This is a genomic window from Scandinavium lactucae, from assembly GCF_033843265.1.
Lineage (GTDB): Bacteria > Pseudomonadota > Gammaproteobacteria > Enterobacterales > Enterobacteriaceae > Scandinavium > Scandinavium lactucae.
On sequence record NZ_JAWXRD010000040.1, the window covers coordinates 150,426 to 176,660 of the forward strand.

The following is a 26,235-nucleotide window of genomic DNA, read 5'->3' on the forward strand; positions in this document are numbered from 1 at the left end:
GCTCACCGGGCTATTCTAGTATGGCAATGAGCGTCCTCAACAGTGAGTCATAAAATGCAAAACACGCTTTTAACCGCTAAGGCGACCGTACCCGCTTACGACCGCACCAAACTCGTTTCCCGCATTGTGCATCTTGGCTTTGGCGCGTTTCACCGCGCACACCAGGCTGTCTACACCGATATCCTGGCACAGGAGCACAACAGCGACTGGGGCTACACCGAAGTGAATCTGATTGGCGGTGAGCAGCAAATTGCTGATCTCAAACGCCAGGATAACCTGTATACCGTGGCGGAAATGTCTGCCGATGCCTGGACCGCACGCGTGGTCGGGGTGGTCAAAGACGCGCTGCACGCGCAGGTTGATGGCCTGGAGACCGTGCTGGCGAAAATGTGCGAGCCGCAGGTGGCGATTGTATCGCTGACCATTACCGAGAAAGGCTACTGCCACTCACCGGCCACCGGGGAACTCAACCTCGGAAACTCGCTGATCGCTGCCGACCTGCAAAACCCGCATCAGCCGACCTCCGCGCCTGGCGTGGTGGTGGAAGTCCTGGCGCGTCGTAAAGCGGCGGGCCTCCCGGCATTCAGCGTAATGTCCTGCGATAACATGCCGGAAAACGGCCACGTGCTGGGTAACGTGGTGCGGGCCTATGCCCGGGCGCTGGACAGCGACCTGGCTGAGTGGATTGAGCAGAACGTCACTTTCCCGTCCACCATGGTTGACCGTATCGTCCCCGCCGTCACCCCGGAAACGCTGGATAAAATCGAAGCCATCACCGGCGTGCGCGATCCAGCGGGCGTGGCTTGTGAACCGTTCCGTCAGTGGGTTATCGAAGATAACTTTGTCGCCGGTCGTCCGCAGTGGGATAAAGCCGGAGCCGAACTGGTGTCCGACGTTATTCCGTTTGAAGAAATGAAGTTGCGTATGCTCAACGGCAGCCACTCGTTCCTTGCCTATCTCGGCTATCTGGCGGGTTATCAGCACATCAATGAGTGTATGGCAGACGACAACTACCGTCGTGCTGCCCATGCGCTGATGCTGAAAGAGCAGGCCCCGACCCTGAAAGTACAGGGCGTAGATCTCGGACGCTACGCCGACCTGCTGATCGAGCGCTACAGCAACCCGGCGCTGCGTCACCGAACCTGGCAAATCGCGATGGACGGCAGCCAGAAGTTGCCTCAGCGTATGCTGGACTCCGTGCGCTGGCATCTGGCGAAAAACAGCGACTTCTCGCTGCTGGCGCTGGGCGTGGCAGGCTGGATGCGTTACGTTGATGGCATCGACGAGCAGGGCAATGCGATTGAAGTGTGCGATCCGCTGCTGAGCACTCTTCAGGCCGTGGTGCAGAACAGCGCCCAGGGCGAAGCGCGGGTTAACGCGCTGCTGGGGATCGAGGCGATTTTCGGCAACGAACTGCCGCAGGAAAGTCGGTTTGTGACCCAGGTAACGCATGCCTATTTGTCACTGCTGGAGAAAGGGACCAAAGCCACCGTGGCGGCCTTCGCAGCAAAACTGTAATAAAAAATGCCGCCTCATACGGGGCGGCATCTTCATCTCTCTTTTGCCTGTGGCGCGGTGCTTGCCAGTCCTGGGTTATCGACAAAACCAACTTAATTAGTCTTCGCTAAACCAGTCGCGGTTTTCCTGGCGAATGAGCAGCACCGATTCACTGATTTCCTGCAGATGAACGGTCATCGCTTTATCCACGGCGTCGACGTCACGTTTTTCCAGCGCGCTAAAAATATCCTGATGCTGACGCAACAGCATCTCCGGGGAGGAGATGTGATCGAGGCTCATGTAGCGCACCCGGTCAATGGCCGCTTTGATGTTTTCAATCGTTTCCCACGCCAGTTGGCAATCGGCGATTTGCGACAATAACTGGTGGAATTCATCGTCGAGTTGAAAGAAGTCGGCCAACTGCTGGCGGTCGATGGCAATGCGTTGCTGATGCAGATTCTGCTCCAGCTGGTAACACTGGGCATCGGTAATCATCGCAGCGGCCCGGCGCACCACCGCACATTCAATTGCCTGGCGCACGAAGCAGCCGTTACGCACCTGTGACAGGGAAATCTTATTCACATAGCTGCCGCGCTGCGGTCGGATCTGAATCAGTCCATTTTCAGCGAGCTTAATAAAGGCTTCCCGTACCGGCTGGCGCGACACGTCAAACCGAACCGAAACCTCTTTCTCGGACAGCGGCGTCCCCGGGGCTATCAGGCAATGCACGATATCCCGGCGCAAAATACGGTAAATTTGCTGGTTCACGGGCTGGGTCGGATTGAGTTGCGATTCTGCGGCCATGGCTCTTTCTTCATTGCGGGGTAAGTGCGTTATTTTACGCGGATTTTAGCGCTACGCCCAGCCCGGCCTGCTGACCGGGCGGGTTTATTATCACGAGCCCTGGCGGTGAACGCTCAGCCCGGCGTAGGTCTGGCTGACTGGCATCATCTCAAGGGTATTGATGTTGACGTGTTTTGGCAGCGTCGCCACCCACCAAACCGCTTCGGTCACGTCTTCCGCCGACAGCGCATTGGCATTTTCATAGGCTTTTTCAGCTTTCGCATCGTCGCCTTTGAAGCGCACGTTGGAAAACTCAGTCCCGCCCACCAGGCCTGGCTCGATATCGGTCACGCGAACGGCGGTGCCGTGCAAATCGGTACGCAGGTTGAGGCTGAACTGGCGCACGAAGGCTTTGGTTGCGCCGTAGACGTTGCCGCCCGCATAAGGCCACTTTCCGGCGGTTGAGCCGATGTTGATGATATGACCACGATTACGTTCCACCATGCCCGGCAGCACCGCACGGGTCATGTAGATCAGGCCTTTATTGTTGGTGTCGATCATCGTTTCCCAGTCATCGACGTTGGCTTGATGCGCCGGTTCCATTCCCAGCGCCAGCCCGGCGTTATTAACCAGAATATCAATATTGCGCCAGTCGGCAGGGAGGTGGGCGATCATCTCTTCAATGGCGGCGCGGTTACGCACGTCGAGCTGCGCGGTCAGCAGGTTGTCGCCGAGCTCTTCTTTCAGCTCCTGCAGGCGTTCGTGACGACGGCCAGTGGCGATAACTTTATGGCCATTGGCGATAAAACGGCGGGTGATGCTTTCCCCGAACCCGGCGGTCGCGCCGGTAACAAGTACGATCATTCTTGCTGTTCCTCAATGCTTTAACTGTCTTACTACCATAGCACGCACGGTTATTCTGCGGTAACGGAAGTTACTGCCCGTTATCACCGCATTTCGCCCGTTCGGCGTGCGCGGTAGCGGTGCAAATGCGCCATCGCTGTGCAATAAAAAATGACCGAATCTGCCTGCGCGACCTAATAAAGATGTTCATATATGCAATGCAACCGTTTGCCGAAATAAGCAATCGGTTGCGGGGTGAATATTATTCATTTTGTTGCGCAAGAGCATGAATAATATTTAACGCATTGAAATACAACGTTAATGTTAAATTTAAAAGCTGGCACTCTCTTTGCAATCTACTCTGACAATACACCTGCAAATAGTTGCCCGGCACGCAGCGGGGAAAGAGATTAAAAAGAGGTCAGAGATGGTGGAATATCACTGTGCGGTGCGCGGAAGCTTTTTTGATATCGCTGCTGTGGCAGAAAGCCCGCAAGACATTGCCCGACAGGCGCGCTTCCTTGAGGACGGTCTGTTGTTTATCGCCGACGGACGGGTGACGGCGTTAATGCGCTGGGAAGAAGGGCAGCCGCTGCTGACGCAACCCGACGGGTGGGTCGATTTACGCGGCAAGTTAATCGTGCCGGGCTTCGTCGATACCCATCTGCATTATCCGCAAACCGAAATGATCGGCGCGTTTGGCGAGCAACTGCTTGAATGGCTGACCACCTACACTTTCCCGGTGGAAAGTCAGTATGGCAACGCCGGGCACGCGGCGCAGATGTCGACGTTCTTCCTGAACCAGCTACTCTCAAACGGCACCACCACCGCGCTGGTGTTTGGCACCGTGCATCCGGAATCCGTTGACGCGCTGTTCGCCGCTGCCGCACAGCAAAATATGCGTCTGATTGCCGGGAAGGTGATGATGGATCGTAATGCGCCGGACTACCTGACCGAAACCGCCGAGCAGAGCTACCAGCAGACCCGGGAGCTGATCCTGCGCTGGCATAACCGTCAGCGGCTGGGCTATGCCATCACACCGCGCTTTGCGCCGACATCGTCTCCCGCCTTACTGGAAGCGGTGCAGCGCCTGCGAGAAGAATTTCCTGACACCTGGCTACACACCCATCTCAGCGAAAATACACAGGAAATCGAATGGGTCAAAAGCCTGTGGCCGGAGCACGAAAACTATCTCGATGTGTATCACCATTACGGTCTGACCGGGAAACGCAGCGTGTTCGCGCACGCCATTCATTTGCAGGAGGCCGAGTGGGATTGTCTGCATCACAGCGATTCGGCGGTGGCGTTTTGCCCGACCTCCAATCTGTTCCTTGGCAGTGGTCTGTTCCGGCTGCAAACCTGCTGGCAGAAGCAGGTCAAAATGGGCATCGGCACCGATGTTGGGGCAGGCACCACCTTCAGCATGTTACGCACCCTCGGCGAAGCCTACAAAATCGGCCAGTTGCAAAGTTACCGTCTGTGCGCCAGTGAAGCGTTCTATCACGCCACCCTGGGCGGCGCGCGGGCGCTGTGTCTGGATGAAAAAATTGGCAACTTCGCGGTCGGTAAAGAAGCCGATTTCGTGGTGCTCGACCCGGCGGTGACCCCGCTGCAACAGCTGCGCAGCGCCCGCTGCAACGATATCTACGAACGCCTGTTTATGCTGATGACCCTTGGTGACGACCGGAATATCGACCAGACGTGGATCAACGGCGCATGCGCCTGGCGACGCGATGCCCTGGAGGTGGCGGCATGACTCAGTTCTTACTCAATCAGCAGACAATGACGATCGACAACATTGATCCTAACCTGACGGTGCTGAACTGGTTGCGTACCGACCGAATGCGCTGTGGCACCAAAGAGGGTTGCGCCTCCGGTGACTGCGGGGCTTGTACCGTGGTGATCGGCAGCGTCGAGGAGGGCAAAATGCGCTACCAAAGCGCCAACGCCTGTTTACTGTTAGTCGGTCAGTTGGCCGGGAAACAGTTGCTGACGGTGGAAGATCTGGCTGACGGCGGTGAACTGCATCCGCTGCAACACACGCTGGCCTGTGGACACGCCTCGCAGTGCGGATTCTGTACGCCCGGCATCGTAATGTCGGCCTTCGCGATGCACAAAAGCGGCGTGGCAGCAGACACTACGTCCGTCACGCATCATCTCGGCGGCAATCTGTGCCGCTGCACCGGTTATCGACCGATTATCGAAACGGCAAAACAGATCCTCAACATGCCCTGTAGCGATAAATTCACGGCGTCAGAAGCCCAAACGATGAAACAGCTTCTGGCCCTGGGCGTGACGTCTGACGACGCTCTGCTAAGGCCGGACTCACTGGAGACACTGGCAGACACGTATTTACGCTACCCGCAGGCACGCCTGCTGGCGGGCGGCACCGATCTCAATCTGCTAGTCACCCAGGCCCATCATTCTCATAACCGGCTGATTTCACTGGCGCGGGTGACGGAGCTTCACGGGGTAACACGCGAGGGCAATCAGTTGATTATCGGGGCCATGACCAGCCTGGACACGCTCCAGCAGCAGCTGAAAATGGTGATCCCGGCCTTCAGCGAGATGCTTCATCGTTTTGCGTCCCAGCAAGTTCGTAACCAGGGCACGATCGGGGGCAATATCGCCCACGCCTCGCCAGTCGGTGACTGTGCCCCGGCGTTGCTGGCGCTGGATGCTCGCCTGCGATTGCGCTGTGGCAAGCAAACCCGGGAAGTGGCGCTGGCTGAATTCTTCACCGGCTATCGACAGACAGTGCTTAACCCAGGGGAGTTTATCTCGCATATTGTGCTTGATGACGTGACGTTGTCACATAATCTTCGTCTGTGGAAAGTCTCTAAACGGCGGGAGGACGATATTTCAGCGGTCTTTGCGGCGATTAATCTGCAAGTGATACACGGCGTGATTTCCTACGCGCGTATTGCCTTCGGCGGTATGGCGGCCACGCCTGCCAGAGCGTTCAGCCTCGAGGCGGGGCTACTGGGCAAACCTATCGATAACGCGACCCTGAAAGCCGCCTGTGCGGCGCTGGCGCAGGAATTCTTCCCGCTCAGCGACGTTCGTGCCAGTGCGGAATACCGTTTGCAGGTGGCGCAGAATCTCCTCAAACGCTATTTCCTGCACATGACATCTGACCACGCCGTGGAGGTCACAGACTATGTCCGCTAAACCGCCCCTGTTTTCCGAAGCGGCGCTGAAAGCGCAGTTCTTACAGCAGTTGCAGGGTCGGGCGGGTCACTCCCGGCCCCACGACAGCGCTGAGCGCCACGTCAGCGGCGCGGCGGAATATATCGACGATAAAACTCCGCTGGCCGGGATGCTACATCTGTGTCCGGTCCTGAGCGATTGCGCCCATGGACGCATTCTCCATATCGATACCGCTGCCTGCTTCAACGTACCCGGCGTGGTGCGCGTCCTGAGTTGGCATGACGTGCCCGGTGAGCTGGATATCGGCCCGTTGGCACCCGGCGATCCGCTATTTGCCAAAGAGATCGTCGAGTATCACGGGCAGGTGGTGCTGATGATTGCCGCCGAGTCTCCCGCCGCCGCGCGCGCCGGAGCCTTAGCCGCAAAAATTGAGATTGCGCCGCTGGAGGCGGTGCTCGATGTCGAGCGGGCGCTGGCCAAAGGCCATTTCGTTGAACAACCGCACGTCCAGCAGCGCGGCGACGCCGATGCGGCGCTTGCCTCCGCGCCTCAGCGTTTGCAGGGTCAGTTTCACATTGGCGGTCAGGAGCATTTTTATCTCGAAGGTCAGGTGGCGATGGCGCTGCCGGGGGAGGACGGCGCGATGCAGATTTGGTCTTCAACCCAGCATCCGACCGAAGTGCAAAAATTGGTGGCCTCGGTGCTGGGCGTGATGCAAAGCAAGGTCACCGTCGATGTACGTCGCATGGGCGGCGGCTTCGGCGGGAAAGAAACCCAGGCGGCGGGCATCGCCTGCCATGCCGCGCTGGTGGCTCGCCTCACCGGACGCCCGGCGAAGCTACGGCTTTCGCGCCGGGACGATATGCGGGTAACCGGTAAACGCCACCCGTTTTTTGTGCGCTACGACGTGGGTTTCACCGACGAAGGTGTTCTCCACGGCATCGTCATCGATTTGGCAGCGAACTGCGGCTATTCACTGGATTTATCCGGCTCTATCTGTGACCGGGCAATGTTCCACGCCGATAACGCCTATTACCTCGGCGATGCCCGGGTGACGGGTTATCGCTGCCGGACGAACCTGGCCTCAAACACCGCGTTTAGGGGGTTCGGTGGGCCGCAGGGCATGGTGGCGATTGAACAAATTATGGATGCTATCGCCCGCCATCTCGGACGCGATCCGCTCCGGGTGCGTCAGCTAAATTTCTATGGCGGCCCGGGGCGGGACGTGACCCATTATCACCAGCCGGTAAAACAGAATTTGGCACAGGAGGTGACCGGACAACTGGCCGAATCCGCATGCTATCGCCAGCGGCGGACGGATATCGCAGCCTTTAATGCGCGAAGCCCGGTGCTGAAACGTGGCCTGGCGCTGACACCAGTGAAGTTCGGCATCTCCTTCACGTCCAGTTTTCTCAATCAGGCCGGGGCGCTGATCCTGATTTACACCGATGGCACGGTGCAGCTTAATCACGGCGGCACAGAAATGGGCCAGGGGCTGAACACCAAAGTGGCGCAGATTGTCGCCGACGTGCTGCAGATCCCGCTCGATACCATTCAGGTGACGGCGACCAGCACCGGTAAAGTGCCGAATACCTCGCCCACGGCGGCCTCGTCCGGCGCTGATCTTAACGGCAAAGCGGCGGAGATTGCCGCCCAGACGCTGCGCCAGCGCCTGGTTGAGATGCTGTGTACGCTGCATGAGTGCGAGGCTGAGAAGGTGCGCTTCTCAAATGGCGTGGTGCAGGTTAAAGACAACTATTTCAGCTTTGCCCAGGTGGCAAATCTGGCGTGGCTGAATCAGGTTCCGCTGTCGGCAACCGGATTTTATAAAGTGCCGGGGATTCACTACGACCGCCAGAGCGGGCGGGGCGAACCGTTCTACTACTTCGCGTGGGGCGCGGCCTGTTCTGAAGTCATCGTCGATACGCTGACCGGTGAATACCGCCTGCTGCGTACTGATATTCTGCACGACGTTGGGCACTCACTGAACCCGGCACTGGATATCGGCCAGATTGAGGGCGGCTTCATGCAGGGCGTGGGATGGCTGACCACCGAAGAGTTGAAGTGGGACGACAACGGGCGACTGCTGACCGATGGCCCAATGAGTTACAAAATTCCGGCGATTACCGATATGCCGGAGGTGCTTAACGTCTCGTTGCTGGAGGCGCACGGCAATAGCGCGGAGACGGTCTATCGATCGAAAGCGGTCGGCGAACCACCGTTTATGCTCGGGATTTCAGTGTGGTGCGCGTTGCAGGACGCGGTCGCGGCGGTGGGGGATTATCGCCAGCATCCTCATTTGGACGCGCCAGCCACACCGGAGCGCGTACTGGCCGGGGTCAGCCAACGGGAGGCGTGGGATGCAAAAAGCGGATGAATGGCTCGATGTGCTGCTGCGCCTGCGTGACCGGCGGGTTCCGGCGATTATCCTGACGCTATTGCAGGATAAAGGCTCGGTGCCGCGCGGGGCGGGCACTAAAATGGTGGTGAGTCTGGATGAAAACTGGCTGACCATCGGCGGTGGCAATCTGGAATTTCAGTGCATGGCGATTGCCCGGGAGATGCTGATCGGCGGACAGGAAACGCCGCGCCATGAAACCTTCGCTCTTGGGGCGCGCACCGGGCAGTGCTGTGGCGGGATGACTCAGGTGCTGTTTGAACCCTGGGGCTTGCCGCAGCCGGAAATCTATCTGTTTGGTGCCGGGCATGTGGGTCAGGCGCTGGTAGCTATTCTCGCCACGTTGCCGTGCCGGGTGAACTGGGTGGATGAACGTGAGGCGCAATTTGGCGTCATCCCGGCGGGCGTGCGCTGCATTCATACTGACGACCCGTGCGACGTGGCCCGTCATGCCCCGGAGAACAGTTTGTTCGTGGTGATGACCCATCATCACCCGTTGGATCTGGCCCTGGCAGAAACGGTGTTAAAGCGCGGGGACTATCTCTATTTGGGGGTGATTGGTTCCCGGACTAAGCGCCAACGCTTTGATTATCTGCTGGAGGGCAAAGGAATCGACCGAGAAAAACGCGAGACGATGCGCTGCCCGATTGGCCTGCCAGACGTCAAAGGCAAGCTGCCCGCAGAAATCGCCGTGGCGGTGGCTGGGGAAATCATTGCGGTTTATCAAGGGGTTGCCTACTCTAAGGAGAGTCCCGCTTTCAGGAGTAAAAAATGAGCAATGAGAATCCATTTCTAACCGTCAGCCTGCTGCCGTATCAGGCCCCGCGTTTTGACCTGATTGAGGATCGCCATTACCGGCCTGCGTTTGACGAAGGTCTGCGCATTAAGCGGGAAGAAGTGGCCGCCATCGCCGGGAATACGCAGCCTGCGACCTTTGATAACGTCTTTGTGGCGCTGGAAAAAAGCGGCGAACTGCTGGAGCGCGTCACTTCGGTGTTTTACGCCATGACTAACGCGCATACCAACGACACGCTTCAGCAACTCGATGAACAGTTTTCCGCTGAGCTGGCCGGACTGGCGAACGATATCTACCTTAATGACGCGCTGTTCGCGCGCGTGGAGCAGGTCTGGCAGCAGCGAGGCTCGCTGAATCTCGATGCGGAATCGCTGCGCCTGGTGGAGGTGGTTTATCAGCGTTTTATTCTGTCGGGGGCGAAACTGGCTGCGGGGCAAAAAGAAAAACTTCGCGCCCTCAATACCGAAGTGGCTACGCTCAGCACGCAGTTCCATCAGCGTTTACTGGCCGCCGCGAAAAGCGGGGGACTGGTGCTAAATGAACGTCACCGACTCAACGGCCTGAGCGACGAAGAGATCTCCGCAGCAGCCAGCGCGGCCAGCGATAAGGGGCTAACCGACCGCTGGCTGCTGCCGCTGCTGAACTGCACCCAGCAGCCCGCGTTGGCTCAGCTTCGCGACAGGCAGACGCGTGAAAATCTGTTCAGCGCAGGCTGGCTGCGCAATGAGAAAGGTGACCAGAACGATACCCGGGAACTGATTTTACGCCTCGTCAGCGTGCGCGCCCGGCAGGCAAATCTGCTCGGCTACCGCGACTACGCCAGCTGGAGCATGGCCGATCAAATGGCGAAAACCCCGGAAGCAGCATTCAGTTTTATGCGTAAAATTGCGCCTGCTGCCCGGGCTCGCGCCGAACGTGAACGGGCGGATATTCAGCAGGTTATCGACCAACAGCAGGGCGGTTTCCAGGCCCAGGCCTGGGACTGGGCTTACTATGCCGAGCAGGTGCGGCTGGCACGCTATCGCCTTGACGAATCGCAGATAAAACCCTATCTGGAACTGAATAACGTCCTGACTGAAGGCGTGTTCTGGACTGCGTCGCAGCTGTTCGGTATTCGCTTCGTCGAACGTTTTGATATTCCTGTTTATCACCCTGACGTGCGCGTCTGGGAAATTTTCGACACCAACGGGGAAGGGCTGGCGTTATTCTACGGTGATTTCTTCGCCCGCGACTCGAAAGGCGGCGGGGCGTGGATGGATAATTTTGTGCAGCAGTCGACGCTGCTTGAACAGCGGCCGGTAATCTATAACGTCTGCAATTATCAGAAACCCACGGCGGGCAATCCGGCACTATTGACCTGGGATGATGTGGTTACCTTGTTCCACGAGTTTGGTCATACGCTGCACGGGTTGTTTGCCAGCCAGCGCTACCCCGGTCTGTCCGGCACCCGCACCCCGCGTGATTTTGTCGAGTTCCCGTCACAGATCAACGAACACTGGGCGCGTCATCCGCAGGTGTTTGCCCGTTTTGCCCGGCACTACCGCAGCGGCGACCCGATGCCCGAGGCGCTGCGTGACAGCATGATGCGTGCCGCGACCTTCAACAAAGGCTATGACATGACCGAACTGGTCTGCTCCGCGCTGCTGGATATGAACTGGCATAGCGTGACCACGGAGACGTTGCCCACGGATGTGAACGCCTTCGAAAACGAGGTTATCGGTACGGAAAAACTCAGTCTTGCCGCCGTGCCGCCACGCTATCGTAGCAGCTATTTCGCGCACATTTTCGGCGGCGGCTATGCCGCAGGGTATTACGCCTATATCTGGACGCAGATGCTGGCCGACGATGGCTATCAGTGGTTCGTTGAGCACGGCGGCCTCAGCCGGGAAAATGGTCAGCGGTTCCGCGACGCGATTTTATCCCGTGGCAACAGCAGCGATTTAGAGGCGCTGTACCGCGACTGGCGCGGCCACGACCCGCGACCGGAGCCGATGCTTAAAAATCGTGGGTTGAGTGAGTAATCCTTCATCAGCAAAAAGGTGGAAAGCAATGTGTACCAATCTGTTCGATAATGCCCGGCGCTATGCCGACGAAAAAAATTAATCATCAAAGACCCTTCGGGGTCTTTTTCACTTTCACATTTCATTCGAAATAGGTGGACACATTGATTGTTATAATTAAGGTTTTTCAATCTCCAAAAATAAATGATTTTTAAAATCAATATATTTGTCTGCGAAACAGATTTATCACACATTTACAACATCCCGCAGGCTGTCAATAAATAATATTTTCAAATCAATAGGATAAAACAGTGTTATTCACTGCGTGTTTCCACTGTTCATTGTGAAGTTAATTAAATAAGATGCACCCGGAATTATATTTTAATAAAAACCCGGACATAAAAAATGATGAAAAAGTTAATGATGATAGCCTCAGTTGTTGCCGCATGTGGTTTGTTTTCTGTACCTGCTTCCGCCATTAGTGAAGCCTATCGAGCACAGTTGGAGAAATCAGGTTGCACACAGATTAGTGAAGCTGACGGAACGTGTGATCCAACACATGTAAAAAAACATGCCCACAACACCCACGATGACAAAGCAACGCCGCAGAATGCCTCTCGTGACCTCCATGACCATCTTGTCGGTAAGACCCTGAGTCAGGCCATCGGACACATGCACAACAGTCACTGGAACCCACTGAATGAAGAGGAAACCCGCTGGGGAAAATCTGGCATGATCGCTGAACTTGATCTGACTCCGGCTGGAAAAATACGGGATGTATGGGTGCATTAACAGAGGGCAGTTAACCCTTATCCACCGCTTCGTTTAAGCTTCATTGAAGTCAGGCATGATAATCTCTTTATATGTTACATCCGGGTATGGAATCGCCTGAGTTGCTGACTAATCAAAACACAGATCTATCCATGCAAGCATTTACCGCCACACCGTTGGCGGTTTTTTTTATCTTTTTTTCCGCTCGCATCGCAATGGCACCAACAAAAAGCCCCTTGCGCTAAAAGCAGCAAGGGGCCGTTACGGGTCGGGTGTGTCAGTGTTCATCAGTCATCCCATTTATGGCTGAAATACGCAGCAAGAAAACCGCTGAAGACGATAGTTCCTAAGACTGCGATAAAGACATGCATATTTCCCAGCATGATTAACCTCCGTTGATATTAAAGACGTGCGATAAAAGCCTCACTTACCTTTTTATTTAGCCGCGATGAAGACAGCATACCGGATGAAATCTAAACGAATCGTTAATTATGTGAACTATTTAGTCGGTTGCGTAAATTTTTTACGATAAGTTTGCGGGCTCACGGCGAAACGCTGTTGAAAATGGTGACGCAACGCTCCGGTAGTACCGAACCCATTGTTTTCCGCAATCTGTTCGATGCTCAGCCGACTGTCGGTCAAGGCCTGCTGCACGCGTTGCAGCCGTTCATTCAATAGCCAGCGGGCAGGGGTGACGCCTGTTGATTCCTGAAATCGGCGCAGCAGAGTGCGCGGACTCATACCGACGCGCAGAGCCAGTGATTCCAGGGTATGCGGTTCGGCAAGATGGCCGTACAGCCAGTCAAACAGCTGGCCCAGCCGTTCGCTTTCACGGCTGCGGGCCACCGGTCGGGTCAGTTGCTGCGTCTGGCTCCCGTCCCGATGCGGCTGAACCACCAGCCGACGCGCCACGCTGTTCGCAGCTTCAAGCCCGAAATCACTGCGTACCACGTGCAAACACAAATCAATCCCGGCGGCGCTGCCTGCCGAGGTCATCAGCCTGGCATCCCCGATATACAGCACATCTTCGACCACTTTAATCGTCGGGAATCGCTGCTGGAGTTCATCGGTATAGCGCCAGTGGGTGGTGGCATCACGACCGTCCAGCACTCCGCTGGCGGCGAGGACAAATACGCCGGAGCAAATCGATATCAACCGACAGCCGCGTTGATGTGCCCGACGCAATGCCGTACAGAGCGCTTCCGGCACCGGCGTGGCGACCCCGCGCCAGCCGGGCACCACGATGGTGTCCGCCTGTTCCAGAAGTTCATATCCCCCATCGGCAACGATACGGATCCCGCCGGTCGCCCGCAGTTCACCTTCATCCACCGCAGCCACCGCAAAGCGATACCAGTTCTCGCCCAGCTCGGGCCGCGGCAGACCAAAAATCTCCACCGCAACGCCAAATTCAAAGGTGCATAGCCCGTCATAGGCGAGGGCGACGACTAACGGACGGGAAGGGGTTGTCATTATCCTGGCGATTTCTGTCATATCGGGGGGCGGAACGTTCACATAATTTTTGATGAGATAAGAGGTAACACGACACCCGCCAACACAACAAGAAGGAAATACCATGAGCACTGTTTCTGAATTCCAGGTCGCTGAACCGCAGGAGGCTATCGCCCATTTTCAACGCCGTCTGAGCGTGGAAACCGACTGTGCCGATGTGCATGCCGCTATTGAAAGCGATACCGTCGATTTTGTGCTGCTGCACGTGGTGGGTTCCCCACAGACGTTTGCCCGCCGCCATCTGCCCACCGCGCTGCACTTGCCCTCGGTACAAATCACGGCTGAACGCATGGCTCACTGGCCGCCGGAGACGCTGTTCGTCGTTTACTGTGCCGGACCCCACTGTAACGGGGCTGACCGGGCCGCGCTCAAACTCGCTCAGCTTGGCCGCCCGGTCAAAATCATGATTGGTGGGATAACCGGCTGGGAGGATGAAGGCCTGCCTTTTGCCGCAACATGAATTTATTTCACGGCTAATGAATTTATCTCGTTTGCCTGCGCTTCTTCCGCATGGCAAGTTGAAGACATATAGCCATCCAGAAGTCTATAAGTTGTTTTCCCTAATTATCACGTCAGGCAATCAGTTGCCTGACGACGAGGAGAGACCATGTCACAGCCTACCGCCCCGTTCCGCGCCGATATCGTCGGCAGTTTTTTACGCCCTGACAGCATTAAACATGCTCGCCAGCAGTTCGCCGAAGGTGCCATCGATGCCACGACGCTGCGTGCGGTTGAAGATGAAGCCATTCTGCGTGTCGTTCAACATCAGTGCGATTGCGGCTTGAACGTTGTCACAGACGGTGAGTTCCGTCGCGCCTGGTGGCATTTTGATTTCTTTGACGGTTTGCAGGGCGTGGAGCGCTACGATTCCGATCAGGGAATTCAGTTTAACGGCGTGCAAACCAAGGCGCACGGCGTGCGGGTGACGGGCAAACTGGGCTTTGGAAATCACCCGATGCTGGATGATTTCCGTTATCTGAAAAGTATCAGCGGTGATGCTGTGCCAAAAATGACCATTCCCAGCCCGAGCGTGCTGCATTTCCGCGGTGGGCGCAAAGATATCGATGCCACGGTTTACCCGGATTTAACGGAATATTTTGACGATCTGGCGACCACCTGGCGCGACGCTATCCGCGCATTTTATGATGCGGGCTGCCGTTATTTACAGCTTGATGACACCGTGTGGGCGTACCTCTGTTCCGACGAGCAGCGCCAGCAGGTACGTGAGCGCGGCGACTGTCCGGATGAGCTGGCGAAAATCTACGCCCGGGTGCTGAATAAAGCGCTGGAAGGCAAACCGGCAGATTTAACCATCGGGCTGCATGTCTGTCGGGGTAACTTCCGCTCGACGTGGATCTCGTCAGGCGGTTACGAGCCGGTGGCCGAAGTGCTGTTTGGCAGCGTCAACGTCGATGCGTTCTTCCTCGAATATGATAACGACCGCTCCGGTGATTTCCAGCCGCTGCGCTTCGTACGCCCAGGGCATCAGCAGGTGGTGTTGGGCCTGATCACCACCAAAAACGGCGAACTGGAAAATCCGCAGGGCGTTAAAGCCCGCCTGGCTGAAGCGGCGCAGTTTGTGGCGAAAGAGCAAATATGCCTCAGCCCGCAGTGCGGTTTTGCCTCCACCGAAGAGGGCAACAGCCTCAGCGAATCCCAGCAGTGGCAAAAAGTTCGCCTGGTGACGGAGATTGCCGCCCAGGTCTGGTAATGTCCGCTTCCCCCAGGGCAACGCTGCACTCTTTTAAAGCAGCGCTGCCCTGAATCTGACGTTCCATCCTGCAACAAAAGTTGTATTTTTTCAGTCTACCCGCCTGTTTTGATCGCAGTTTTCCACTCTGGCATCTTTCTTGCCTTACTCCTGACGACTACACCACGTTCTTAAACCTAGTTGCCGTCTCTATTCAGGAGTGAATCATGCGCCGTCGAACTTTACTTAAAGCTTTTGCTCTCTCTGCCTCTGTGGTTGCCATGGGGTTCAGCGTCAGCGTGTATGCCGCTGACACCATTAAAGTGGGGATCATGCATTCGCTCTCCGGGACCATGGCAATTTCCGAAACGCCGCTAAAAGATGTCGCCCTGATGACCATCGATGAGATCAACGCCAAAGGCGGCGTGCTCGGCAAAAAACTTGAGCCGGTGGTGGTCGACCCAGCGTCTAACTGGCCGCTGTTTGCGGAAAAGGCCCGACAGCTTCTGACCCAGGACAAAGTTGCGGTGGTGTTTGGCTGCTGGACGTCGGTATCGCGTAAATCGGTGCTACCAGTGTTTGAGGAACTGAACGGTCTGCTGTTCTATCCGGTGCAGTATGAAGGCGAAGAGATGTCGCCCAACGTTTTCTACACTGGGGCGGCACCTAATCAACAGGCGATCCCGGCGGTGGAATATCTGATGAGCGAAGATGGCGGCAGCGCCAAACGCTTCTTCCTGCTCGGTACCGATTATGTCTATCCGCGCACCACCAACAAAATTCTGCGGGCTTATCTGCATTCCAAAGGCGTACAGGATAAAGACATCGAAGAGGTTTATACCCCGTTTGGCTACAGCGATTATCAAACGATCGTCGCCAACATTAAGAAATTCTCCGCCGGGGGCAAAACCGCGGTGGTGTCGACCATTAACGGTGACTCCAACGTGCCGTTCTACAAAGAGCTGGCGAATCAGGGCGTGAAAGCGACCGATGTCCCGGTGGTGGCGTTCTCGGTAGGTGAAGAGGAACTGCGCGGGATTGATACCAAACCGCTGGTCGGCAATCTCGCGGCGTGGAACTACTTTGAATCGGTCGATAACCCGACCAACAAAGCCTTTGTCGCCGATTACCGCGCCTACGCCAAAGCCCACAAGCTGCCGAACGCCGATACCGTGGTCACCAACGATCCGATGGAAGCGACCTACGTCGGGATTCATATGTGGGCGCAGGCGGTTGAAAAAGCGGGCACCACCGACGTGGATAAGGTGCGTGCGGCCATGGCCAGTCAATCCTTCAAAGCGCCGTCAGGCTTCACGCTGACCATGGATGCCACCAACCATCATCTGCATAAACCGGTGATGATCGGTGAAATCGAAGGTAACGGTCAGTTCAACGTGGTGTGGCAGACCGATAAACCGGTTCGCGCGCAGCCGTGGAGTCCGTTCATTCCGGGTAATGACCAGAAACCCGATCAGCCAATGAAAATGGCCAGCAACTGACATCATAAGGAGCTCAGCATGACATTCGCTCGCTGGCTGCTGATCGTAGCCTGGCTATTGCCCTGTATTGCCCGCGCAGGGGATGCCGATGATTTTGTCGCGGCTAACCGTAACCAGCAGTCAACCCTGCTGACGCAGTGGGCCGCCGATCCTCAGCCCCAGCGCCTGCCGCTATTACAGGCGCTGGCCGCGGAAAGCGTACGCCGCGACGAGGCGAATCATGCGTTCAGCATCGGGAGTGGCCAGCCGCAGCCCCTCGGCGAGGCGGTTACGCCCACGGGGGAATTGACACCGGTGCGGCTAACCAACCGACTGCGTAACTTAGTGGCCGGGGCGCTGGCGACGCACCAGCTGGTGAGTGACAGTGTCACGCAACGGTTGGCGGCGGCGAAAACCCTCCAACGGGATGCCTCGCCGGATCTTCTGCCAATGCTGGAAAAACGGCTGAAGGTTGAACGGGATGACGGTGTCAAACAGCAGCTGGAAATGACGCTGGCGAATTTACAGCTCACCAGCCCGGAGGCGGCGGTGCGTAAGCTGGCGGTCATGCGGCTGGGGCATTCCGGCGATCCGCAAACGCAGGCCCGATTGTTACCCTACACCGATGTGCAGCACGAGCCGGATGCGGGCGTGCGCGCGGCAGCGGCAGACAGCCTGCAACACATCCAGCAGCGGCTGTTTTGGGGCGATATTCTCGGACAGGCGTTTATGGGTATCTCGCTGGGTTCAATTTTGCTGTTAGCCGCGCTGGGGCTGGCGATCACCTATGGTCTGCTCGGCGTGATTAATATGGCGCACGGGGAAATGCTGATGCTCGGGGCGTACAGTACCTGGCTGGTGCAGCAGGGTCTGAGCCAGTTTGCCCCGCAGTGGCTGGCGTTTTATCCGCTGCTGGCGTTGCCGGTGGCGTTTGGAATAACCGGTGGGATTGGCATGTTGCTCGAGCGCACAATTATCCGCCACCTTTACGGACGTCCACTGGAGACGCTGCTGGCGACATGGGGGATCAGCCTGATGCTGATTCAGCTGGTGCGGATGTTGTTTGGCGCGCAGAACGTCGAAGTGGCAAACCCCGGCTGGCTGTCGGGAGGTATTCAGGCGTTGCCGAATCTTATTCTGCCGTGGAATCGACTTGTGGTCATCGGTTTTGTGCTGCTGGTGCTGTTCTTCACCTGGCTGATTCTGAACAAAACGCGGCTGGGCCTGCACGTGCGGGCCGTGACCCAAAACCGCGCGATGGCGGCCTGCTGCGGGGTGCCAACCGGGCGGGTGGATATGCTGGCATTTGGGCTTGGGTCAGGTATTGCCGGGCTGGGTGGCGTGGCGCTATCTCAGTTAGGTAATGTCGGACCGGAACTCGGTCAGGGCTACATTATCGATTCCTTCCTGGTCGTGGTGCTTGGCGGCGTCGGGCAACTGGCCGGTAGCGTGGCGGCGGCATTTGGGCTGGGCATTTTCAATAAAATTCTAGAACCGCAGCTGGGCGCGGTGCTCGGTAAAATCTTGATTCTGGTGCTGATCATTCTGTTTATACAGAAGCGTCCGCAGGGATTATTTGCGCTGAAAGGGAGGGTGATTGACTGATGAGCCAGCCATTAACCTTAACGCTTGCCCGTCGGGCACCGCGTCCACTGCGCTGGATAGGCGGTGTGGCGGTGCTCGCCTTACTGATAATGCCGCTTCTGGCACTCCTGCCCGCCACGCATCCTCTTGCGGTGTCCACCTGGACGCTGACCCTGGTCGGAAAAATCCTCTGTTACGCGGTGGTGGCAGTAGCGCTGGATTTGGTCTGGGGCTATGCCGGAATGTTGTCGCTCGGGCACGGTTTATTTTTCGCCCTCGGCGGCTATGCGATGGGCATGTATCTGATGCGCCAGGCCGCGGGCGACGGGCTGCCCGCCTTTATGTCGTTTTTGTCGTGGAATGAACTGCCGTGGTTCTGGTGGGGAACCCAGCATTTTGCGTGGGCGATGTTGCTGGTAATGCTGGTGCCGGGTCTGCTGGGGCTGGTGTTTGGCTGGTTCGCCTTCCGCTCCAAAATCAAAGGCGTCTATTTCTCGATAATGACCCAGGCGCTGACCTATGCCGGAATGCTGCTGTTTTTCCGCAATGAAACCGGGTTTGGCGGCAACAACGGCTTTACCGGGTTTTCCACCATCCTCGGCTTTTCAGTCACCGCCACCGGCACGCGAGCCGCGCTGTTTCTGGCCACGGTGGTGCTGCTGTTAATCAGCCTGGCTATCGGTTTTGCCCTGGCACGCAGCAAGTTTGGCCGTATTTTGACGGCGGTGCGTGATGCGGAAAACCGGCTGATGTTCTGCGGCTACGATCCGCGTGGCTTCAAGCTGCTGGTGTGGACGCTCTCGGCGGTGCTGTGTGGCCTGGCGGGCGCGCTGTATGTCCCACAGGTCGGAATTATCAACCCGGGCGAAATGTCTCCGACCAACTCAATTGAGGCCGCTATCTGGGTCGCACTCGGCGGGCGAGGCACGCTGGTTGGGCCGGTGCTCGGGGCGGCAATCGTTAATGGCGCAAAAAGTCTGTTCACCGTGGCGATGCCGGAATACTGGCAACTGTTTCTCGGCCTGATTTTCATCGTCGTGACCCTGTTTTTACCGCGCGGCGTGATGGGCCTGCTGCGTAAAGGAGACAAATAATGCAACCCGACGAAGGACTGTTTACCCGCCAGTTGCCGGGCGATCGCTACCGGAATCAGACTGACCCGGTGCTACAGCTGGAAAAAATTAACGTCAACTTTGACGGTTTTCAGGCGCTGACCGATCTGTCGTTACAGATTGGCGTCGGGGAACTGCGCTGCGTGATTGGCCCCAACGGTGCGGGAAAAACCACGCTGATGGATGTGATCACTGGCAAAACGCGACCGCAGAGCGGGAGAGCGATTTACGACCAGACGGTCGATCTCACCGCGCTGGATCCGATTGCGATTGCCCGGCAGGGCATTGGACGAAAATTCCAGAAACCGACGGTATTCGAGGCGCTCACCGTGGCCGAAAACCTTGAGTTGGCAATGCGCGGCGATAAATCGGTCTGGGCCAGTCTGCGGGCGACGCTTTCCGGGGAACAGCACGACCGCATCGATGAGGTGCTGCAATTGCTGCGTCTGCAAGGCGAACGCGTGCGGCGGGCGGGCCTGTTGTCACACGGACAAAAGCAGTTCCTCGAAATCGGCATGCTGCTGGTGCAAGAGCCACATTTGCTGCTGCTCGACGAACCGGCGGCGGGCATGACCGATGCCGAAACCGACTATACCGCCGAGCTGTTTCGCACACTTTCTGGCCGTCATTCGCTGATGGTGGTAGAGCACGATATGGGCTTCGTCGAAACCATTGCCGACCGCGTCACCGTCCTGCATCAGGGTCAGGTGCTGGCAGAGGGGTCGTTGCGCGAAGTACAGGCTAACGAGCAGGTGATCGAAGTTTATCTCGGGCGCTAAGGAGGCAGAATGTTACAGGTTCAGGAATTGCATCAATATTACAGCGGGAGCCATATTCTGCGAGGGGTGAGCTTTAACGCTCTGCCAGGGGAAATCACCTGTTTACTTGGCCGCAACGGGGCCGGTAAAACCACGCTGCTGAAATGTCTGATGGGGCTTATCCCGGCGCGAAGCGGCAGCGTGAACTGGCAGCAGAGCAACATTACCCATCGCAAGCCGCATCAACGCGTGCAGGCCGGGATCGCCTACGTACCGCAGGGGCGAGAAATTTTCCCCCGGCTGACGGTTGAAGAGAATTTGCTGTTGGGCATGTCGCGATTTCCGGCACGAGAAGCACGCGCGGTACCGGAAGAAATTTATCAATTATTCCCGGTCCTGCGGGCGATGAAACAGCGGCGGGGTGGCGACCTGTCTGGCGGGCAACAGCAGCAGCTGGCGATAGGCCGGGCGCTGGCAAGCCGACCGCAGCTGCTGATCCTGGATGAGCCAACCGAAGGGATCCAGCCGTCGGTTATTAAAGAGATCGGCGAGGTTATCCGCCAGCTCGCCCGGCGCGGCGATATGGCTATTCTGCTGGTCGAGCAATTTTATGATTTTGCCGAAGAGCTGGCTGACTGCTATCTGGTGATGTCGCGCGGGACGATTGTGCAGCAGGGGCGCGGAGAAAACATGGCGGCTGATGGCGTGCGGGGGATGGTGGCGATTTGAACGGCATAAGGGTTGATACGGCAAATGTAATAATATAACATTTCATTTTCTGACATCGACCCGAGGGAAAATAAGTGGCCGTGCAACGTGTATCAATGACTATTCTGGGGCTGCTGTTGAGCAGCAGCGCATTCGCGCATTCACACGGGCATCAAATGACCGAAGCCGAACAACAAGCAGCGAAAGGCATTTTTGCCGACGCTGACGTTAAAGACCGATCGCTCGAGGACTGGGACGGTATTTGGCAGTCCGTTTATCCGCTGCTGCAAAGCGGCGATTTAGACCCGGTGTTTAAGCAGAAAGCTGAAAAGGATAGCAGTAAAACCGTCGACCAGGTTAAAGCGTATTATCAGACGGGATACAAAACGGACGTCGGCAAAATTGAGATTGAAAACAAGGTAATGACGTTTTATCAGGGTGATAAGTCAGCCTCGTGTGCGTATCGCTACGACGGTTACAAGATCCTGCACTATGCCTCGGGAAAGAAGGGCGTACGTTACCTGTTTAGCTGCACCGACAGCGCCAGCCAGGCACCTAAATTTGTTCAGTTCAGCGACCACACCATCGGACCGCGCAAATCTCAGCACTTCCATATTTATACCGGCAACAGCTCGCAGGCAGAACTGCTCAAACAGATGGATAACTGGCCGACCTATTATCCGGAGCAGCTTTACGCCCGCCAGGTGGTGGACGAAATGCTGCATCACTAACCCGTAATCACATAGCCCGGCGGTGTAAACTTGCCGGGAAACGATCAACCTCAGGCCGTTTTGAATGCACTGTCTGCGTTCCACGCCTTCACGCTCATTCCGCGCAGGATCATCAGCCACGCCAGCACAATTGCCAGCATCATGAAGGCAAATAGCGTCCAGGCGGGCAGCGAACTGAGGATAATCCCGGTGACCATTGGATTAATGGCAGCCCCCAGCCAACCAAGTGCCTGAGCGGAAAAATAGCTCGCTTTCATCCCCGGCGGGGCGATGTTGTCGATCAACATATATTCGCCGGGGGCATAAATGATTTCTCCCAGCGTAAACACCGCCGCGGCAATGCCCCAGTAAATCAGGTTTTCCCCGGAGAAGATAAAGCCGCCAAGGCCGAGCAGGAAACAGAGCGTGCCGAGGGCCATTAGCGGGCGAATATTATTGGCGGTGATTTTACGCCCGACGAAATATTGCAGACTGACGACCACGACGGCGTTTACCGGCAGTACCACCGAGACCACTTTTTGCGCAAAATCGGCGTTATCAGCCACGGTCAACACGTACTGCGAAATGCAGGTGGCAAACGAACCGCCGACGTATGAGGCCAGCAGGCCTGAGAGCGTGTACCAGAATAGCGCTTTGTCTTTCAGCAGTACCGACGGCTGCCAGACGTTGACGCTTTTCTCCTCGCCGCTTTCCACGCTGCGCTGCACGAAAAACTGAATAAAGACCAACGGGAATGCGGCGCACACGGCGGCAAGCCAGAACGGTAGCTGCAGGCTGTACATGACAAGCCAGGTGCCAATCGGCGGGCCGACGGTCCAGCCAATATTCAGAAAGCTGTAGTTGAGCGAGAAAATGCGCGCTTTTTCTCCCACGCTGAGGACGTCGGCAAACCAGGCTTTCAGCACGGTGGAAAAGACCGAATAGGCGCAGTTAATGAGCGAGAAGAAGAACACCACCAGGGGGATGCTATTGACCAACGGGATCGCCGCGAAACCGGCAATGAATGCCAGGATCGCCACAATCATGTAGCGTTTTTTATCGAATTTATCCGCCAGTATGCCAAAGCCGAGACTGAAGACCACCCCGACGGTAAGGGCGAGGGTCAGCGCATAACCGATGGCCTCGACGCTCATGCCGTACTGGCGCGTCAGGTAAATGGTCATAAACGGCAGCGTGGCACCGCGGCCAATGGTTAACAGCAACGACGACGCCAGCAACGCTGAGGTTGAACGCTTCACAGAGGATTTCATTATTTTACCTGATGTCTGCCCGGCTATGGCTTATGTGATTTTGTTGTGTCTTATCACAATTATCATGCCGTCCGGGGAGTTGTATAGATCCCAATTTATCCGCAAGTGCCTTGACCCCCTGCCAAAAATAATGATCTGTTCCTCGGCCTGAATTTTCGTTACCTTGAACTTGTTTACAAAAACTTAATAATTCTGGGGCGGAGTATGACGCGGAAAGATGGGCTGTTAGCGCTGTTGGTGGTCGTTGTCTGGGGCCTGAATTTTGTGGTCATTAAAGTCGGTCTGCACAACATGCCTCCGCTAATGCTGGCGGGGCTGCGCTTTCTCCTGGTGGCAATCCCGGCCATTTTCTTTGTCGCACGGCCTAAAGTTCCCTTATCGCTCCTGATCGGTTATGGCCTGACCATCAGCTTCGGCCAGTTTGCCTTTCTGTTTTGCGCTATCAATTTCGGCATGCCAGCGGGGTTGGCGTCGCTGGTGTTACAGGCGCAGGCGTTCTTCACCATTCTTCTTGGCGCGGTGGCGTTCGGTGAGCGTTTGCAGGGCAAACAGATGGCGGGCATTTTGCTGGCGGTGTTCGGGGTACTGGTGCTGATCGAGGCGAGTTTGAACGGCCAGCATGTGGCGATGCTCGGGTTTTGCCTTACCCTGGCGGCGGCGTTCAGCTGGGCCTGCGGAAATATCTTCAACAAGAAAATTATGCAGCTGAACACGCGCCCGGCGGTGATGTCATTAGTGGTGTGGAGTGCGCTTATCCCTGTCCTACCGTTTATGCTGGCCTCAGCGCTGCTGGATGGCCCGGCGGTGATGGTGCAAAGCCTGGTGAATATCGACCTGACCACTATTTTATCGCTGGTGTATCTGGCATTCGTGGCGACGATTGTCGGCTACGGGATTTGGGGCTCGCTGCTCGGGCGCTATGAGACCTGGCGGGTAGCACCGCTGTCACTGCTGGTGCCGGTGGTGGGGATGGCCAGTGCGGCATTATTGCTGGATGAAACGCTCTCGGCGCTGCAACTGGTCGGCGCGCTGTTGATCATGGGCGGGCTGTATATCAACGTCTTTGGATTGCGTCTTCGTCGGGCAAAAGCGGTGCAGGGCTGAGGCGGGAGGAAAAAAGCCCCGCATCTGCGGGGCAAAAAAGTTACTGGGAGGTTCCGTTATAGTATGGCACGCCCAGTTCGTCGGATTTGTCGCTGCCTGAACCCATGTGATTGAAGTCAAACGGCGACTTATCCTGTGCGGACGGCATCAACATGGTGTCCTGAGCCCCATGGCTGGCAGGGATTGTGGATTGCTCCGCATAACTCTGGCCGGAGACCAGCACCAAAAGGGTGAGGGCGGCGGAGGCGAACAGTTTCATTTTTTCCTCGATACGTCTTGAATTGTGCAGGCGATTAATAGTTACAGTGGTTGAGCGGCATCAGATAACGCGACTCGCCGGGCATATTTGTTATGCGATACTTGTGTGGCGGTACGTCGAAATAGTTTTTAAAGGTGCGCGTCAACGTCTGTTGGGATTCAAAGCCGTAACGTTCGGCCAGATACAGAATTGGCTCGTCGCTTTTCTTCAGCTGCTGTGCGATTTCAGTCAGCTTACGGCTGCGAATATATTGACCCAGTGAATGGCCCGTCTCTTTCTTGAACATCCGTTGCAGGTGCCACTTGGAGTAACCGGAACGCTCTGACACTTTTTCAAGCGACAGCGGTGATTCCAGATTGCTCTCGATCCAGTCCAAAATGCTATGAATAGTGATAGCGTCAGTATTACGTCTGGACATCGTCTTACCTCTTTCTTCTGTTTACGGCAGGATTTTCTTGAGCAAAAGCTCAAGGGCTGCGACCTCGTCCGCCGTTAAGTTTTTTGTTAATTCCTGGTGCAGGTCCTGACCCACCAACTGGTGGCATTTCTCACATATTGCCGCGCCGTCCGGTGTCAATCGCACCAGTACGCCACGTTTATCATTTGGGTTGGGCAGGCGTTCAATCCAGCCTTTACACAGCAAACGGTCAAGCATTCGGGTTAATGCCCCGAGATCGACCGACAGGGCTTTTTTCAGTTCAACTGGCGTGATGCAGACCGCACAGCGAATCGAACACAGCGTTTTGAACTGTGAGGCAGTGATATCCAAAGGCGACAGATAGTCGTTCAAAAGACGATCTTTTTTCTGGTTGACCATATGGATCAAGCGACCAAGTGGGATGATTTCGTTAAACAGGTCACTGGTGCTTTTCACAAAGGTTGCCCTGGCAAGTAGTTTAGTTGCGGGGGATATTATTGCCCAGGCAATCATAAGTCAACCGAATGGATAAGCTTATGCCACAAATTGCTAAAACGCTTCACGGCACATTTTTTGCTTGATAACCGGTTGATGAATAACCGGCAGTTATGGCCTGGTGTGAGGGGAAAAGGCCTGAAAATAGGCTTAGGCAGGGCGACGAGAATGCTCTTATACTCACTCGGCAGTTGATTGTTATCTGCTCTCACAGGAGTGTTTCTTCATGCTGGACTTGATTAGAGCCATTGGCCTTGGGCTGGTGGTGCTTTTGCCGCTGGCAAACCCGTTAACCACCGTGGCGCTGTTCCTCGGCCTTGCTGGGGATATGAATAAAGCGGAGCGCGACAGGCAGTCATTGATGGCCTCGGTGTATGTCTTCGCTATCATGATGGTGGCGTATTACGCCGGTCAGGTGGTCATGAATACCTTCGGGATTTCGATTCCCGGGCTGCGTATCGCCGGCGGTCTGATTGTCGCGTTTATCGGTTTCCGGATGCTGTTCCCGCAGCAAAAGGCGCACGATTCTCTGGAAGCTCGCCATAAATCGGAAGAGTTGAAAGAAGAGCCGACCGCCAATATCGCCTTCGTCCCGCTGGCGATGCCGAGTACCGCCGGGCCGGGTACCATTGCGATGATCATCAGTTCGGCTTCTACCGTGAATCACGGTTTTAATTTTCCCGGCTGGGTTGTGCTGGTCGCGCCGCCGCTGATTTTCTTTAGCGTCGCGATTATTTTGTGGGGCTGCTTGCGCAGTTCCGGGGCTATTATGCGACTGGTAGGAAAAGGCGGCATCGAGGCCATTTCACGTCTGATGGGCTTCCTGCTGGTGTGCATGGGCGTGCAGTTTATTATCAATGGCGTGCTGGAAATTATTAGCACATATCACGCCTGACTGTTC

25 protein-coding genes are annotated in these 26,235 nt (G+C 56.4%); 17 read left to right on the forward strand and 8 right to left on the reverse strand.

The window, feature by feature from the left end; genetic code table 11:
- Positions 1-54: 54 nt before the first annotated feature.
- Positions 55-1,518 carry a mannitol dehydrogenase family protein gene (locus SIK69_RS18420; RefSeq protein ID WP_319786742.1) on the forward strand — a complete coding sequence of 488 codons (1,464 nt, stop codon included), beginning with the start codon at positions 55-57 and terminating at the stop codon, positions 1,516-1,518.
- Between the two features lie 96 nt (positions 1,519-1,614).
- Here the strand turns inward: SIK69_RS18420 and SIK69_RS18425 are convergent, their stop codons facing one another.
- Both SIK69_RS18425 and ydfG read right to left on the reverse strand, forming a co-directional pair.
- The gene (locus tag SIK69_RS18425; protein ID WP_319630406.1) at positions 1,615-2,301 is read right to left on the reverse strand and encodes a GntR family transcriptional regulator; all 687 of its coding nucleotides are present in this window, start codon (positions 2,299-2,301) and stop codon (positions 1,615-1,617) included.
- 90 nt (positions 2,302-2,391) lie between these two features.
- Positions 2,392-3,144 (reverse strand): bifunctional NADP-dependent 3-hydroxy acid dehydrogenase/3-hydroxypropionate dehydrogenase YdfG, encoded by a 753-nt coding sequence (gene ydfG / locus SIK69_RS18430; protein ID WP_319786743.1) that lies wholly within the window; start codon positions 3,142-3,144, stop codon positions 2,392-2,394.
- 406 nt (positions 3,145-3,550) lie between these two features.
- Between ydfG and guaD the strand changes: the two genes are divergently transcribed.
- From guaD to SIK69_RS18460, 6 genes are all read left to right on the forward strand, one after another.
- Positions 3,551-4,879: a guanine deaminase gene (gene guaD / locus SIK69_RS18435; RefSeq protein WP_319786744.1), complete on the forward strand. Its 1,329-nt coding sequence runs from the start codon at positions 3,551-3,553 to the stop codon at positions 4,877-4,879.
- A complete protein-coding gene (gene xdhA, locus SIK69_RS18440) occupies positions 4,876-6,294 on the forward strand; it encodes a xanthine dehydrogenase small subunit (protein ID WP_319786745.1) in 1,419 nt (472 codons plus the stop codon). Before guaD ends, xdhA begins: the two co-directional genes overlap by 4 nt.
- Complete coding sequence (xdhB, locus tag SIK69_RS18445) at positions 6,284-8,650, forward strand: xanthine dehydrogenase molybdopterin binding subunit (RefSeq protein ID WP_319786746.1); 2,367 nt, start codon at positions 6,284-6,286, stop codon at positions 8,648-8,650. Before xdhA ends, xdhB begins: the two co-directional genes overlap by 11 nt.
- Positions 8,634-9,446: a xanthine dehydrogenase accessory protein XdhC gene (xdhC, locus tag SIK69_RS18450; protein WP_319786747.1), complete on the forward strand. Its 813-nt coding sequence runs from the start codon at positions 8,634-8,636 to the stop codon at positions 9,444-9,446. The genes xdhB and xdhC overlap by 17 nt, the downstream gene beginning before the upstream one ends.
- Positions 9,443-11,488, forward strand: coding sequence for a peptidyl-dipeptidase Dcp (gene dcp / locus SIK69_RS18455; RefSeq protein ID WP_319786748.1), 2,046 nt, complete (start codon positions 9,443-9,445; stop codon positions 11,486-11,488). Before xdhC ends, dcp begins: the two co-directional genes overlap by 4 nt.
- 384 nt (positions 11,489-11,872) lie before the next feature.
- Positions 11,873-12,259, forward strand: a complete 387-nt coding sequence (locus SIK69_RS18460; protein ID WP_319786749.1) for a hypothetical protein — start codon at positions 11,873-11,875, stop codon at positions 12,257-12,259.
- Positions 12,260-12,525: 266 nt separating this feature from the next.
- On the opposite strand, the gene mgtS is transcribed toward SIK69_RS18460, so the two are convergent.
- Together mgtS and ftrA are read right to left on the reverse strand one after the other, a co-directional pair.
- Positions 12,526-12,621: a protein MgtS gene (gene mgtS, locus SIK69_RS18465; RefSeq protein WP_319630398.1), complete on the reverse strand. Its 96-nt coding sequence runs from the start codon at positions 12,619-12,621 to the stop codon at positions 12,526-12,528.
- 115 nt (positions 12,622-12,736) lie between these two features.
- On the reverse strand, positions 12,737-13,729 hold the full coding sequence (ftrA, locus tag SIK69_RS18470) for a transcriptional regulator FtrA (RefSeq protein WP_319786750.1): 993 nt from the start codon (positions 13,727-13,729) through the stop codon (positions 12,737-12,739).
- An 82-nt stretch (positions 13,730-13,811) separates the two neighbouring features.
- Here ftrA and SIK69_RS18475 point away from each other — a divergent pair, with 82 nt between their 5' ends.
- The 8 genes from SIK69_RS18475 to zinT all read left to right on the forward strand — a co-directional run bounded on the left by SIK69_RS18475 (position 13,812) and on the right by zinT (position 21,808).
- A complete protein-coding gene (locus SIK69_RS18475; RefSeq protein WP_319786751.1) occupies positions 13,812-14,207 on the forward strand; it encodes a rhodanese-like domain-containing protein in 396 nt (131 codons plus the stop codon).
- A 147-nt stretch (positions 14,208-14,354) separates the two neighbouring features.
- Positions 14,355-15,458, forward strand: a complete 1,104-nt coding sequence (locus SIK69_RS18480; protein ID WP_319786752.1) for a cobalamin-independent methionine synthase II family protein — start codon at positions 14,355-14,357, stop codon at positions 15,456-15,458.
- 206 nt (positions 15,459-15,664) lie between these two features.
- Positions 15,665-16,936, forward strand: coding sequence for an urea ABC transporter substrate-binding protein (gene urtA, locus SIK69_RS18485; protein WP_319630394.1), 1,272 nt, complete (start codon positions 15,665-15,667; stop codon positions 16,934-16,936).
- 18 nt (positions 16,937-16,954) lie between these two features.
- Positions 16,955-18,520: an urea ABC transporter permease subunit UrtB gene (gene urtB, locus SIK69_RS18490; protein WP_319786753.1), complete on the forward strand. Its 1,566-nt coding sequence runs from the start codon at positions 16,955-16,957 to the stop codon at positions 18,518-18,520.
- Positions 18,520-19,593 (forward strand): urea ABC transporter permease subunit UrtC, encoded by a 1,074-nt coding sequence (urtC, locus tag SIK69_RS18495; protein ID WP_319786754.1) that lies wholly within the window; start codon positions 18,520-18,522, stop codon positions 19,591-19,593. Before urtB ends, urtC begins: the two co-directional genes overlap by 1 nt.
- The gene (gene urtD, locus SIK69_RS18500) at positions 19,593-20,390 is read left to right on the forward strand and encodes an urea ABC transporter ATP-binding protein UrtD (RefSeq protein WP_319786755.1); all 798 of its coding nucleotides are present in this window, start codon (positions 19,593-19,595) and stop codon (positions 20,388-20,390) included. The genes urtC and urtD overlap by 1 nt, the downstream gene beginning before the upstream one ends.
- 9 nt (positions 20,391-20,399) lie before the next feature.
- Complete coding sequence (urtE, locus tag SIK69_RS18505; protein WP_319786756.1) at positions 20,400-21,098, forward strand: urea ABC transporter ATP-binding subunit UrtE; 699 nt, start codon at positions 20,400-20,402, stop codon at positions 21,096-21,098.
- A 95-nt stretch (positions 21,099-21,193) separates the two neighbouring features.
- Positions 21,194-21,808, forward strand: coding sequence for a metal-binding protein ZinT (gene zinT / locus SIK69_RS18510; protein WP_319787215.1), 615 nt, complete (start codon positions 21,194-21,196; stop codon positions 21,806-21,808).
- Between the two features lie 50 nt (positions 21,809-21,858).
- Here the strand turns inward: zinT and ydeE are convergent, their stop codons facing one another.
- A complete protein-coding gene (gene ydeE / locus SIK69_RS18515) occupies positions 21,859-23,058 on the reverse strand; it encodes an efflux MFS transporter YdeE (RefSeq protein ID WP_319786757.1) in 1,200 nt (399 codons plus the stop codon).
- 204 nt (positions 23,059-23,262) lie between these two features.
- On the opposite strand from ydeE, the gene eamA reads away from it, so the two are divergent.
- Positions 23,263-24,162 carry an O-acetylserine/cysteine exporter gene (eamA, locus tag SIK69_RS18520; protein WP_319786758.1) on the forward strand — a complete coding sequence of 300 codons (900 nt, stop codon included), beginning with the start codon at positions 23,263-23,265 and terminating at the stop codon, positions 24,160-24,162.
- A 40-nt stretch (positions 24,163-24,202) separates the two neighbouring features.
- Here eamA and marB read toward each other — a convergent pair whose 3' ends face one another.
- Genes marB through marR form a run of 3 tightly spaced genes read right to left on the reverse strand, consistent with a single transcriptional unit; the run spans position 24,203 to position 25,295 of the window.
- Positions 24,203-24,421: a multiple antibiotic resistance protein MarB gene (marB, locus tag SIK69_RS18525; protein ID WP_319630387.1), complete on the reverse strand. Its 219-nt coding sequence runs from the start codon at positions 24,419-24,421 to the stop codon at positions 24,203-24,205.
- Between the two features lie 34 nt (positions 24,422-24,455).
- Positions 24,456-24,839: an MDR efflux pump AcrAB transcriptional activator MarA gene (gene marA, locus SIK69_RS18530; protein ID WP_319630386.1), complete on the reverse strand. Its 384-nt coding sequence runs from the start codon at positions 24,837-24,839 to the stop codon at positions 24,456-24,458.
- Positions 24,840-24,860: 21 nt separating this feature from the next.
- Complete coding sequence (marR, locus tag SIK69_RS18535; protein WP_319787216.1) at positions 24,861-25,295, reverse strand: multiple antibiotic resistance transcriptional regulator MarR; 435 nt, start codon at positions 25,293-25,295, stop codon at positions 24,861-24,863.
- 265 nt (positions 25,296-25,560) lie between these two features.
- Here marR and SIK69_RS18540 point away from each other — a divergent pair, with 265 nt between their 5' ends.
- A complete protein-coding gene (locus SIK69_RS18540) occupies positions 25,561-26,229 on the forward strand; it encodes a MarC family NAAT transporter (RefSeq protein WP_319630384.1) in 669 nt (222 codons plus the stop codon).
- Positions 26,230-26,235 lie beyond the last annotated feature (6 nt).